Origin of the sequence: Arthrobacter yangruifuii, assembly GCF_009192775.1 — a bacterium.
Classification (GTDB): Bacteria; Actinomycetota; Actinomycetes; order Actinomycetales; family Micrococcaceae; genus Arthrobacter_B; species Arthrobacter_B yangruifuii.
This window is the reverse complement of the sequence record NZ_VTFX01000004.1, coordinates 24,253-35,936: the sequence shown is the minus strand read 5'-3', so window position 1 is coordinate 35,936 and position 11,684 is coordinate 24,253. Positions and strand designations below refer to the sequence as shown.

Genomic DNA, 11,684 nt, shown 5'->3' with positions numbered 1-11,684 from the left:
GAATGGCTGCACAGCCTGAATCAGCACGAGCTACCCCCACGAACAACGTCGCCGGCTCTTCCGTGCGCAAGGCGGTGGTGATCGGCGGAAACCGCATTCCCTTCGCCCGCTCGGGCGGCAAATACACCTACAGCTCCAACCAGGACATGCTCACGGCCGCCCTTGACGGGCTGATTGCCCGCTTCGGCCTGCAGGGCGAGCGTATCGGCGAAGTGGCCGGCGGCGCCGTCCTGAAGCACTCCCGGGACTTCAACCTGACCCGCGAGGCTGTCCTGGGATCGGCACTGTCGCCGGAAACCCCGGCCTACGACGTTCAGCAGGCCTGCGCCACCGGGCTTGAGACCGTGGTCGGCCTGGCCAACAAGATCAAGCTGGGACAGCTGGAATCCGCCATTGCCGGCGGTGTCGACTCCGCGTCGGACGCTCCCATCGCCGTCAGCGAAGGCCTCCGGCGTGCACTGCTGGACCTCTCCCGCGCCCGCACCACCAAGCAGAAACTGGCCGCCGTCGCGAAGATCCGCCCCAAGGACCTTTCCCCGAACGCACCGTCCACCGGCGAGCCGCGCACCGGGCTTTCCATGGGTGAGCACCAGGCCCTGACCACCGCACAGTGGAAGATCACCCGCGAAGCCCAGGACGAGCTGGCCTTCAACAGCCACCGCAACATGGCCGCCGCCTATGACCGCGGCTTCTTCGATGACCTGGTCACCCCCTACCGCGGCCTGGCCCGGGACGCCAACCTGCGCCCGGACACCACCATGGAAAAGCTGGCTAAGCTCAAGCCTGCCTTCGGTAAGTCCCTGGGCGATGCCGCCACCATGACCGCCGGCAATTCCACGCCGCTGACCGACGGTGCCTCCGTGGTCCTGCTCGGTTCGGAGGACTACGCCCGCGAACACGACCTGCCGATGCTGGCCAACATCGTGGACGCCGAAGCCGGCGCCGTCGACTTCGTGCACGGCAAGGACGGCCTGCTCATGGCCCCGGCCTTCGCCGTACCGCGCCTGCTGGCCCGTCACAACCTGACCTTCGACGACTTCGACTTCTTCGAAATCCACGAGGCCTTTGCCGGAACCGTCCTCTCCACCCTGGCTGCCTGGGAGGACGAAGAATTCTGCCGCACCCGGCTGGGGCTGGAGGCACCGCTGGGCAGCATTGACCGCAGCAAGCTCAACGTCAACGGCTCCTCGCTGGCCGCCGGGCACCCGTTCGCGGCCACCGGCGGACGCATCGTCGCCTCACTGGCCAAGATGCTGCATGAAAAGGGGTCGGGCCGCGGCCTGATCTCCATCTGCGCTGCCGGCGGACAGGGCCTCGTCGCGATCCTGGAGGCGCGCTAACCATGAGTGATACCTATTTGAACCTCGTCAACAGCGGCTTCACCAAGGAGCTGTCCAAGAAGCTCGGCCTGCCCCGGCCGGCCATCCTGCGCCGCTTCGACCCCGCCAAGCCGCTCGTGCCGGGACCGGTGCTGGTCCTGGGCAAGGGCGAAACCGCTGATGACCTGTCGCAGCTGCTGCTCTCTTGGGACCAGGACGTACGCCGGCACGCCACCCCGAAGGAGAAGCTCGGTGCCATCCTGATTGTGCTCGACGACGCTGCGGCACCCGGGGACCTCGGCGAACCGACCCTGGCCGCCGGTGCAGCGCTGCGGGACCTTGCCCCCGGCGGACGGGTGATCACCGTGTCCCGGCCCGCGGCCGAGGCACAGGATCCGGCCGCCGCGGCGGCCCGCCAGGGCATTGACGGCACACTGCGTTCCATTGCACACGAACTGCGCGGCGGGGCCACCGCCAACGGCATTGTGCTGGCCAACGGTGTGAAGGCCTCAGCCCCCTCGGTGGCCGCCGCCCTGCGGTTCCTCCTCTCGGGCAAGAGCGCCTATGTCAGCGGCCAGTTCATCACCGTGGGTTCCGACGCCGGCGAGCTTCCGGCCGACTGGAACGCGCCGCTGGCCGGCAAGGTTGCCGTGGTGACCGGTGCCGCCCGCGGCATCGGCGCCGCTATTGCCCGCGTGCTGCACCGCGACGGCGCGTCCGTCATTGTGGTGGACGTCCCCGCCGCCGGCGAGCAGCTGGCGAAGGTGGCCAACGAAATCTCCGGGACCGCACTGCAGGTCGACATCACCCGCGAAGACGCAGCGGACCGCATCCTTACCCACGCCGTTGAACGCTACGGGCACCTGGACATCGTGATCCACAACGCCGGCATCACCCGGGACAAGCTGCTGGCCAACATGGATGAGGCCCGCTGGGGCTCGGTCATTGCCGTGAACATTGCCTCGCAGCTGCGGATGAACGAAACCTTCCTGGCCTCCGGCGGCTTCAGCCCCGAAGGGCGGATTGTCTCGCTGGCCTCCACCAGCGGCATTGCCGGCAACCGCGGCCAGACCAACTACGCAGCCTCCAAGGGCGGCGTGATCGGCATGGTCCGCGCCACCGCGCCGCTGCTGGCACCGCGCGGCGGCTCCATCAACGCCGTTGCACCCGGTTTCATCGAAACCGACATGACGGCCGCGATCCCCGCGCTTACCCGTCAGGTGGCACGCCGGCTGTCCAGCCTGCAGCAGGGCGGACTGCCTATCGACGTCGCGGAGACCATTTCCTTCCTGGCCTCCGACGCCGCTGCCGGCGTCAACGGCCAGGTAGTGCGCGTCTGCGGGCAGAACATGGTCGGCGCATGACAGATACCCAGCTGAGCGAGATCCCGGCCCTCGGCCGGCTCTACGCGGGCGCGCTCGGCAGCGCGGCGAAGTCGCGCCTGTCGCCGTCGAAGACCACCGGCGCGCTTCCCGCGGACCGGCACGTGGTGCGCGGAGCCTCGGTGGACCTGGCCCGGCTCACCGAGTTCCAGCACCTGGTCCTGCACAGCGCCACGGATTACCTGCCCACCGGATACGTGCATACCTTTGCGTTCCCGGTGGCCATGAGCCTGATGGCCCGCGAGGACTTCCCGCTGCCGCTGCTGGGGATGGTGCACCTGCGCAACGAAGTGCAGCATCTGCGGCCCATTCATTACGGGGAACCCCTGACGGTGACCGCCTGGGCGGAGAACCTCGGAGGCCACCGTGCGGGCACCCAGGTGGAGCTGGTCGCCGAAGTCACGGTCGAGGCGGACGGCGGGCCGGAGACTGTCTGGCGCGGCCGCTCCACCTATCTGGCCAAGGGTGTTTTCCTGCCGAAGATCGACCGCCCGGAGAAGTCAGCGGTGCGGGCGGAGTTCGTTCCGCCGCTGCCGACGGCGCTCTGGCGCCTGGGGTCAGACGCCGGACGCAGCTACGCCCGGGTCTCCGGTGACTTCAACCCCATCCACCTCAGCCGCTTGTCGGCGAAGGCGCTGGGCATGAAGCAGTCGCTGGCCCACGGCATGTACCTTGCCTCGCGGGTGGTTGCCGATGCGGTGCAGTCCCACGAGGGGCCGTTCCGGTGGAGCATCGACTTCGAGTCACCGGTGTTCCTCCCGGCCACCGTTGCCGTGGCAATCACGGACGACAATGAGGCATCGGGCGGCTGGGCCGGTGCCACCTTCACGGGCTGGAACCCCCGCTCCCACCGCCGGCACTTCACCGGTTCGGTGACGCCGCTGGATTCCGCGGCAGGCTCTTCCGGTTTCAGCGCCGCAGCGCAGGCTTGAGCACATCCTCGCCGCAGCCCGCCCGCCTCCGGCAGCACCGGAAGCGGACGGGCTTCTGCGTGCCTGCTGCTAAAGTTCCCTCATGATTGATGCTCCCGGCCTGCTCGTGGCCGCCAAGGAACTGGACGCCGCCGATTCCCTCGCCGGCTATCGGGACAGGTTCCTGCCGGCGGAGGGAGTGAGGGCGTATCTGGACGGAAATTCGCTGGGCCGCCCGCTCCGGGCCACTGCCGAAAACCTGCAGGATTTTGTCGCCGGCCAGTGGGGCGGACGACTGATCCGCGGCTGGGATGAAGAGTGGCTCGACCTGCCCGGCCGCATCGGCGACGAACTCGGCGAGGTGGCCCTCGGTGCCGCCGCCGGGCAGTGCATCGTGGCGGATTCCACCACCGTGCTGCTGTACAAGCTGGCACGGGCAGCTGTGGCCGCCCGCCCGGGCCGCAGCGAGATCCTGCTCGACGCGGACAATTTCCCCACCGACCGGTACGTCCTGGAAGGTGTGGCCCGCGAATGCGGGCTGACCCTGCGCTGGGTAGCCGCCGATTACGCCGGCGGAGTGACCGCCGAGGCGGTGGCGGACGCCGTCGGGCCGCAGACGGCTCTGGCCGTGTTCAGCCACGTAGCCTACCGCTCCGGCTACCTCGCCGATGCCGCGGCTATCAACACAGTGGTGCATGACGCCGGCGGCCTGGTCCTGTGGGACCTGTGCCACTCCGCGGGGGCCGTACCCGCGCAGCTGGATGCGGAGGGAACGGACTACGCCGTGGGCTGCAGCTACAAGTACCTCAACGGCGGCCCGGGCGCCCCGGCCTGGGCCTATGTGGCCGCCCGCCACCAGGCGGACTTTTCCCAGCCCATCCAGGGCTGGCTCGGCTCCCGCAATCCGTTCGGCATGGAACAGGGCTATGTTCCGGCCGAAGGCATCCGGCGCCTGGTCTCAGGCACCCCTCCCATCCTGGGCATGCTCGCCATGCGGGACATGATTGCCCTGATCCGTGAGGCAGGCATGGATGCCGTCCGCACAAAGTCGCAGGCACTCACGGACTATGCCGTCACTGCCGTCGACGCACTGCTGGCGCCGCACGGCGTCGTGCTGGCCTCGCCGCGCGATCCGGACCGCCGCGGCAGCCACATCACCATCGACCACCCGAAGTTCCAGGCCGCCACGGCCGCGCTCTGGGAACGGGGCATCATCCCGGACTACCGGAACCCGGACGGCATCCGGCTGGGCCTGTCGCCGCTGTCCACGTCCTTCGTGGAAACCTTCACCGGGATCGAAGCAATCCTGGGCGAGCTCTAGAGGCACACGGTTACCCGTTGCCGTCCGGCCGGCTGCGGGCCACCCTTGGGCATGACCAAATACCTCATCTCCTTTCCCAGCGAAGCCATGGTGCTCACCGACGAGGAGTTTCCCGTTGTGGCAGCCGATTCGCGCGCCGTCATCAGGGAGGCAAAGGCTGCCGGTGTGTATATCTTCGGCGGTGGGATCGAGGAAAAGGTGGATCCCGTGCTTGTCTCCGCCGATGGATCCGTGAACCCCGGGCTCTATCCCGGCAGCCACCTCAAGGGCGGCTTCACTGTGCTGGACCTCCCGACCCGTGAGGAGGCAGTGGAGTGGGCCCGGAAGATCGCGGTGTCCTGCCGTTGTGCGCAGGAGCTCCGCGAGTTCATGTTTGATCCGGAGAGCTAGGCCTCAGGCCTGGCCGGCTTTGACCGCCAGGACGGGGCACGCAGCCTCCAGCAGCACGCGCTGGGCGGTACTGCCCAAAAAAAGCTTCCCCACCGGTGTCCGGTGCCGGAGTCCCAGGACCACCAGCCGGGCGCTGTGTTCTTCCACCGCCTTCAGGATTTCCTCGGACGCATCGAAATCACCGACCGGATGCACCAGGAGATGGGACACCCTGCTCTCCTCCAGGATGCGGTTCAGTGCGGGGAGGGTACCGCTCTCCTCCGCCGGGCGCTGTTTGCGGGTGCTCTCCACGTTGACCACCACCAGTTCGGCGGACAGGTCCCCGGCTGCGCGGACTCCGGCGCGGAGCGCTGCTTCCCCCTCCGGAGTGGGCACGTATCCGACGACGACGCTCATGGTTGCCTTCTTCCTGGCTGCTTGACCGCTGGCTCGCTCAGCTCAGCTGGGTGGGATCGGTGAAACGGGTCCTGCGTGCCTTCACTGCCCGGTTCCATATCCAGGTCAGCACCCAGAGGGCCAGCCCGAGCAGCAGCAGCAGCCCGGCAATCCGGTACTCAACCGGATCCTGCGCCCACGGACCGAGCAGGAAGGCGCAGGTGAGGGCGCCGATGAAAGGCATCACCTTGGGGGAGTGGAAATGTGCACGCTCGGACGGGGTCCGGCGCAGGACAATACAGGCAATATTGACCACGGTGAAGACGGCAAGCAGCAGCAATGCGGTGGTCCCGCCCAGGGCGGTCACCGTGCCCTTGCCCATGAAATTGGTGACCACAATGATCAGCCCCACCGCGATCAGCGTCGTAAAGGCGATGGACGCCCAGGGGGTGCGGCGTCCAGGCAGGACCGCCGACAGCCCGCGGGGCAGGACATCCTGCTTCGCCATGCCGTAAAGCAGCCGGCTGGCCATCAGCATGTTGATCAAGGCAGTGTTGGCGACGGCAAAGATGGACAGGAACGGATAAATCGTGTCCACCGGCAGGTTGGGGGCACCTGCACGGACCACCTCGAGCAGCGGGGTGCTGGATTCAGACAGCTGTCCCACCGGCACCACGGCAACCGCGGCAATGGACACCAGCAGATAGACCGTAACCGTAATGCTCAGCCCCGTGAGCATCACCTTCGGGAAAATCCGGACCGGGTCGTGGGTTTCCTCCGCCATGTTCACCGAGTCCTCGAAGCCGACCATGGAAAAGAACGCCAGGGACGTGGCTCCGGTCAGGGCGAGGAACACGCTTTTGCCGGTTTCGGTTTCAAAGACCACCACCCGGGAGAAGTCAGCGTTGCCCTGGCCCATGGCCCAGAACCCGATGAGGATCACGATCAACAGGCCCGTCAGTTCGATGGCGGTCAGCACAATATTGAACTTGACGCTTTCGGCCGCACCCCGGAGATTGACTGCTGCCAGCAGCAGCATGAAGATCACCGCGATCCAGGTGACGCCGGTCTGTCCCCACTCGAGGTGGAACCCGACAATGAAGTTCTCGGCAAGGAATTTGGAGGCGGTCGAGGCAGACGTGATTCCCGAGCAGAGCACCGCGAAGGTCACCAGAAAGGTCAGGAAGTGGATTCCGAAGGCCTTGTGCGTGTAGAGCGCGGCACCGGCGGCCTGCGGATACTTGGTCACCAGTTCCAGATACGAAAGCGCGGTGATGGTTGCCACCGCGAAGGCCAGCAGGATGGGCGCCCAGGCGGCGCCTCCGATTTCTCCGGCCACCTGACCGGTCAGGGCGTACACGCCCGTGCCCAGGATGTCGCCGACGATAAACAGCAAAAGCAGCTTGGTGCCCATGACCCGCTTGAGTTCGGTCTGGCCCGTCTTGGTATCAGCCATCGCTGTCCTTCCGGCCGTTCAGGGGATGCCGCATTGGACGGTATTCTGCGCGGTATGCGGCGGATCTGGCAATGGGGGCCTTACACAGGTATCTCCGGAATCACCCGAACCGCTCCGATCCGCCGGCGGCGCACGCCCAGGACCTCCAGCCTGCACCCCGGGGCCTGCACCGTGTCGCCGGGCCGGGCCATCCGCCCCAGCCGGTCCAGGATGTACCCGGCAACCGTTTCATACTGGCCCTCGGGGAGGGCGAAACCGGTCAGCCGGTGGAATTCCTGCAGGATCAGTGCGCCGTCCACCACCAGCTGCCCTTTTTCCCTGCGGTAGCGGTCTTCCGGATCCCGCCCGGTGTCATACTCGTCGTAGATTTCACCGACAAGCTCCTCCACCAGGTCTTCCAGTGTCACGATGCCGTCAGTGCCCCCGTATTCATCCGCCACCACCGCGATGTGGCTGTGTCCGCCGCGCATGCGGCCCAGTGCCGGCAGGACGGCGGCGGTCCCCGGCAGGAACAGGATCGGGCGCAGGATGTCGGCCACCCTGCGGGAATCCGGGTCCGGGGCGTCCGGGTCCGGCATCAGATCCCGCACATGGATGAACCCGACAATGTCATCCACGGAGGCACCGGTCACCGGATACCGGGAATAGGGCTGATGCCGTACCCGGCGCCGGGCTTCTTCCAGCGGAAGCTCCGCCCGGAGGAACACCACCTCGGTGCGGGGCCGCATGACCTCCTGCACCAGCCTCGTGCCTGCCCCGAAGACATCGGAGAGGATGCGCCGGCTGTCCTCCGCCAGCATGGGGCTGGCAGCAACCATGTCCCGGAGCTCCTGGCTGCTCACCGGCACGGTCTTTACCCCCGGATTGCCGCCCAGCAGACGCACCACCGTGTCCGTCGAGAAGGACAGGAGCGCGATGACGGGGCGCATCACCACCGCAAAAAGGTTCAGGGCGGGGGAGAGGAGCCGGGCGTAGAGCACCGCATTCTGCATGGCCAGGCGTTTGGGCACCAGTTCCGAAAACACCAGGGACAGATAGGCGATGGCAAGGGTCAGCAGAATAAACGCTGCCGCGTCCGCGGCGGATACGGACAGCCCCCACTGCCGCAGCAGCGGCACAACCGCCGGAGCCAGGGCCGAGGCGCCGTAGGCGGCCGAGAAGAAACCGGTGAGGGTGACGCCGATCTGGATCGCCGCCAGGAACAGGTTCGGGTTGCGTGCCAGGCGGGCCGTGCGCCTGCCCTGCTTCCCACTGCGCTCCAGGGCGGTGATCTGGCTCTCGCGCAGGGACACCAGCGCCATTTCCGCTCCGGCGAAGAGTCCGCCGAGCAGGATGAAGAACACCACGAGCAGGAGATTGAAGACGCCGCTGCCGTCCATGGTGCGAGAGTACCGAAGCCCTGCACGCCATGTGAGGTAAAGATCACACCGGGCTGTCTGAGATAACAAAAAAGTCCTCCCGGAATCCGGTGATTCCAGGAGGACTTCGCTGTGCGCGGAGGGGGACTTGAACCCCCACCCTCGTTAGAGGACTAGCACCTCAAGCTAGCGCGTCTGCCATTCCGCCACCCGCGCTTGGGTGATCTCCACAGGCTTTCCTGTTGTTCAAAACCTGTGGAAGCAACGGGAAAAACTCTAACACGGTTTAGGCGCGAAGCACGAATCGGCCCAAGCCGGGGCCGGGTTGCCCCGCCCCGGCGCCGAAATGCGGCCCATCATGGCACCGCGCTGGCTAAGCTGGCTGCACAGTTCACCGAAGGAGAAACCATGCCTACAGACGTCCCTGCCGAGCAGCCCCGCGCCGAAGACGAGGTCGCCCGGATCTGCCGGGAGCTCATCCGCTTCGACACCTCCAACTTCGGTGACAACTCCGGGCCGGGGGAGCGGGCGGCCGCCGAATACACCGCCGGACTGATCGAGGAGGCCGGCCTGACCGCCGATCTCTTCGAGTCCGCTCCCGGACGCGCCTCCGTGGTGACCCGGATGGAGGGCACCGATTCCTCCCTTCCCGCCCTCGTGGTCCACGGGCACCTGGATGTGGTGCCGGCCCAGAAAGAGGACTGGACGGTGGACCCGTTCAGCGCCGAGGAGCGGGACGGGCTGATCTGGGGCCGCGGAGCCGTGGACATGAAGGACATGGACGCCATGATCCTTTCCGTGATGCGCTCCATGGCGGCCACCGGAACCCGGCCGCGCCGGGACATTGTTTTTGCGTTCTTCGCAGATGAAGAAGCCGGCGGCGACTATGGTGCCCGCTGGGCCGTGGAGAACCGCCCCGAGCTCTTCGACGGCGCCACGGAGGCCATCTCGGAGGTGGGCGGCTTCTCGGCAACCATCGGCGGGAAACGAACGTACCTTCTGCAGACGGCGGAGAAGGGCATCTCCTGGCTGCGCCTGGTGGCACACGGCCGGGCCGGGCACGGCTCGCAGATCAACACCGACAACGCCGTCACCCGCCTGGCCCGCGCCGTCGCCACTATCGGCGCGCACCCCTGGCCCATTGAGCTGACGGACACCACACGCGCCTTCCTGGACGGTGTCACCGAGCTGACCGGCGTCGAGTTCGATCCGGACAACCCGGACCGGATCCTCGCCGAACTGGGCACTGTGGCCCGTTTTGTGGGTGCCACCCTGCAGAACACCGCCAACCCCACGGTGCTGAAGGCCGGCTATAAGCACAACGTTATCCCCGGCACCGCCGAGGCCCTGATCGATGCCCGGACCCTGCCGGGCCAGGAAGAGCAGGTGCTGGCCACGATCCGGGAACTGGCGGGTGAAGGCATCGACATCAGCTACGAACACCGGGACGTGTCCCTCGAGGTGCCGTTCAAGGGCAATCTCGTTGATTCCATGATCTCCGCACTGCAGGCGGAGGACCCGGGGGCGCCGGTACTGCCGTACACGCTCTCCGGCGGCACCGACAATAAGTCCCTGAGCCGGCTGGGCATCACCGGCTACGGTTTCGCCCCGCTGCGCCTGCCCGAGGACCTGGACTTCACCGGCATGTTCCACGGTGTGGACGAGCGCGTGCCGGTGGACTCCCTGAAGTTCGGCACCCGGGTGCTGTCCCGCCTCCTGACCGACTACTGACCGACTGCCCCTGCAGCCCCGCCGAAGGGAACCCGCCGTGCCTGCCACTGACATCCCCAGCGACATCCTGAGTCCGGACCTGCTGGAGCGGCTGCGCTCCCGCGCTGCCGGCTACGACGAGTCCAACAGCTTCTTCACCGAAGATCTGGAAGACCTGCGCGCAGCCGGCTACCTGGCCTTGTTCACTCCCGCGGCCGAGGGCGGCGCAGGGCTGGACATTCCCGGCGTCGTCGTCTGCCAGCGGCGGCTGGCCTCCGCCGCTCCGGCAACGGCCCTCGCCGTCAACATGCACCTGGTCTGGTGCGGTGTGGCCCATCTGCTGGCCCTGCGCGGGGATAACTCGCTGGACTTCGTCCTGCGCGAGGCAGCGGCGGGGGAGCTGTTTGCCTTCGGGATCTCCGAACCCGGGAACCCGGCCGTGCTGTTCGATTCGCACACCGCGGCGCAGCCGACGGGCGGAGGGGGCTATGCCTTCACCGGCACCAAGATCTTCACCAGCCTGTCCCCGGCGTGGACCCGGCTGGGCATCTTCGGCAAGGACTCCTCCGATCCTTCGGAGCCGCGGCTGGTCTTCGGGTTCGCCGACCGGGGAACCGGCGGCATCACCATCGCCGACGACTGGAACACCATGGGCATGCGTGCCAGCCAGTCCTGCACCACACGCCTGGACAAGGCAGAGGTGCCGGCATCCCGGATGGTCCGGGCGACGCCGGTGGGACCGCATCAGGATCCCTTTGTCTTCGGGATTTTCGCCCTGTTCGAGACCCTGCTGTCCGCGGTCTATACGGGCCTGGCGGACCGGGCCGTGGAACTGGCGGCGGAGGCCGCACGGGGACGGACGTCGACCGACGGGGTTCGGGCATCCTCGGACCCCGCCACCCGCTGGAAGATAGCCGATGCCGCGCTGCGCGTGGACGGCGTCCACCTTCAGCTGGAAGCCGTGGCGCGGGACCTGGAAGAGGGCGCGGACCACGGCAGTTACTGGTTCCCGCTGCTTTCCGGCCTCAAATACCGCAGCACCGAAACGGCCCGCGGTGTGGTGGAAACCGCGGTCCGGGTTGCCGGCGGCCGCAGCTACTTCCGGGGATCGGAATTGGAACGGCTCTACCGCGACGTCCTCGCCGGCATGTTCCACCCCTCAAGCGAGGATTCGGTGCACGGGTCCGTGGCCAACGCGGTCCTGGGACCGGTGGAGCAGGGCTAGGTGGTGCGCTGCACGCGCAGGACCCTGCGGCGCAGCCAGAACCGCCGGCCGCCGCCGCTGTAGATCCGGCTGCGGTGCAGTTCCCATTTGCCGTATTCGGCGTGCTCCACCAGGCGCCGCCTGGCGTCCGGCAGGGATTCGTGGGGATCCACCGACACCACCAGGTACTCATAGTCCCGGGAGTTTTCGCGCCGGCGGGAGACATCAGGTGCAAGAATTTGTTCGCGCATTTCCCTC

11 protein-coding genes and 1 tRNA gene are annotated in these 11,684 nt (G+C 67.4%); 7 read left to right on the top strand and 5 right to left on the bottom strand.

The genetic code is table 11. From position 1 onward, the window contains the following. Positions 1–2 precede the first annotated feature (2 nt). The 5 genes from GD627_RS08135 to GD627_RS08115 all read left to right on the top strand — a co-directional run bounded on the left by GD627_RS08135 (position 3) and on the right by GD627_RS08115 (position 5,323). Positions 3–1,340, top strand: coding sequence for an acetyl-CoA C-acetyltransferase (locus GD627_RS08135; protein WP_152272095.1), 1,338 nt, complete (start codon positions 3–5; stop codon positions 1,338–1,340). A gap of 2 nt (positions 1,341–1,342) precedes the next feature. Beyond that, the gene (locus GD627_RS08130; RefSeq protein WP_152272094.1) at positions 1,343–2,683 is read left to right on the top strand and encodes a 3-oxoacyl-ACP reductase; all 1,341 of its coding nucleotides are present in this window, start codon (positions 1,343–1,345) and stop codon (positions 2,681–2,683) included. Next, entirely contained in the window at positions 2,680–3,633 is a 954-nt protein-coding gene (locus GD627_RS08125) for a MaoC/PaaZ C-terminal domain-containing protein (protein ID WP_152272093.1), read from the top strand. The genes GD627_RS08130 and GD627_RS08125 overlap by 4 nt, the downstream gene beginning before the upstream one ends. Before the next feature lie 82 nt (positions 3,634–3,715). Beyond that, positions 3,716–4,933, top strand: coding sequence for a kynureninase (locus GD627_RS08120; protein WP_152272092.1), 1,218 nt, complete (start codon positions 3,716–3,718; stop codon positions 4,931–4,933). 51 nt (positions 4,934–4,984) lie between these two features. After that, positions 4,985–5,323, top strand: coding sequence for a YciI family protein (locus GD627_RS08115; protein WP_152272091.1), 339 nt, complete (start codon positions 4,985–4,987; stop codon positions 5,321–5,323). A 3-nt stretch (positions 5,324–5,326) separates the two neighbouring features. On the opposite strand, the gene GD627_RS08110 is transcribed toward GD627_RS08115, so the two are convergent. From GD627_RS08110 to GD627_RS08095, 4 genes are all read right to left on the bottom strand, one after another. Next, positions 5,327–5,719, bottom strand: coding sequence for a universal stress protein (locus tag GD627_RS08110; RefSeq protein ID WP_152272090.1), 393 nt, complete (start codon positions 5,717–5,719; stop codon positions 5,327–5,329). 37 nt (positions 5,720–5,756) lie between these two features. Further along, the gene (locus GD627_RS08105; RefSeq protein ID WP_246165395.1) at positions 5,757–7,154 is read right to left on the bottom strand and encodes an APC family permease; all 1,398 of its coding nucleotides are present in this window, start codon (positions 7,152–7,154) and stop codon (positions 5,757–5,759) included. Positions 7,155–7,234: 80 nt separating this feature from the next. Continuing rightward, entirely contained in the window at positions 7,235–8,533 is a 1,299-nt protein-coding gene (locus GD627_RS08100) for a hemolysin family protein (RefSeq protein ID WP_152272089.1), read from the bottom strand. A gap of 112 nt (positions 8,534–8,645) precedes the next feature. Beyond that, a tRNA-Leu gene (locus GD627_RS08095) sits at positions 8,646–8,728 on the bottom strand. A gap of 192 nt (positions 8,729–8,920) precedes the next feature. Here GD627_RS08095 and GD627_RS08090 point away from each other — a divergent pair. Next, positions 8,921–10,243: a M20/M25/M40 family metallo-hydrolase gene (locus GD627_RS08090; RefSeq protein ID WP_146361965.1), complete on the top strand. Its 1,323-nt coding sequence runs from the start codon at positions 8,921–8,923 to the stop codon at positions 10,241–10,243. Positions 10,244–10,280: 37 nt separating this feature from the next. Beyond that, complete coding sequence (locus tag GD627_RS08085) at positions 10,281–11,447, top strand: acyl-CoA dehydrogenase family protein (RefSeq protein ID WP_246165394.1); 1,167 nt, start codon at positions 10,281–10,283, stop codon at positions 11,445–11,447. Here the strand turns inward: GD627_RS08085 and GD627_RS08080 are convergent. Continuing rightward, positions 11,444–11,677 carry a DUF5703 family protein gene (locus GD627_RS08080; protein ID WP_146361964.1) on the bottom strand — a complete coding sequence of 78 codons (234 nt, stop codon included), beginning with the start codon at positions 11,675–11,677 and terminating at the stop codon, positions 11,444–11,446. The genes GD627_RS08085 and GD627_RS08080 overlap by 4 nt on opposite strands. Positions 11,678–11,684: the final 7 nt, after the last annotated feature.

Excerpts from the sequence above, each read along its gene's own strand:
- GD627_RS08120 (WP_152272092.1), top strand. The coding sequence starts at position 3,716 with ATGATTGATGCTCCCGGCCTGCTCGTGGCCGCCAAGGAACTGGACGCC.
- GD627_RS08110 (WP_152272090.1), bottom strand. The coding sequence starts at position 5,719 with ATGAGCGTCGTCGTCGGATACGTGCCCACTCCGGAGGGGGAAGCAGCG.
- GD627_RS08130 (WP_152272094.1), top strand. The coding sequence starts at position 1,343 with ATGAGTGATACCTATTTGAACCTCGTCAACAGCGGCTTCACCAAGGAG.
- GD627_RS08105 (WP_246165395.1), bottom strand. The coding sequence starts at position 7,154 with ATGGCTGATACCAAGACGGGCCAGACCGAACTCAAGCGGGTCATGGGC.
- GD627_RS08090 (WP_146361965.1), top strand. The coding sequence starts at position 8,921 with ATGCCTACAGACGTCCCTGCCGAGCAGCCCCGCGCCGAAGACGAGGTC.
- GD627_RS08135 (WP_152272095.1), top strand. The coding sequence starts at position 3 with ATGGCTGCACAGCCTGAATCAGCACGAGCTACCCCCACGAACAACGTC.
- GD627_RS08080 (WP_146361964.1), bottom strand. The coding sequence starts at position 11,677 with ATGCGCGAACAAATTCTTGCACCTGATGTCTCCCGCCGGCGCGAAAAC.
- GD627_RS08125 (WP_152272093.1), top strand. The coding sequence starts at position 2,680 with ATGACAGATACCCAGCTGAGCGAGATCCCGGCCCTCGGCCGGCTCTAC.
- GD627_RS08115 (WP_152272091.1), top strand. The coding sequence starts at position 4,985 with ATGACCAAATACCTCATCTCCTTTCCCAGCGAAGCCATGGTGCTCACC.
- GD627_RS08100 (WP_152272089.1), bottom strand. The coding sequence starts at position 8,533 with ATGGACGGCAGCGGCGTCTTCAATCTCCTGCTCGTGGTGTTCTTCATC.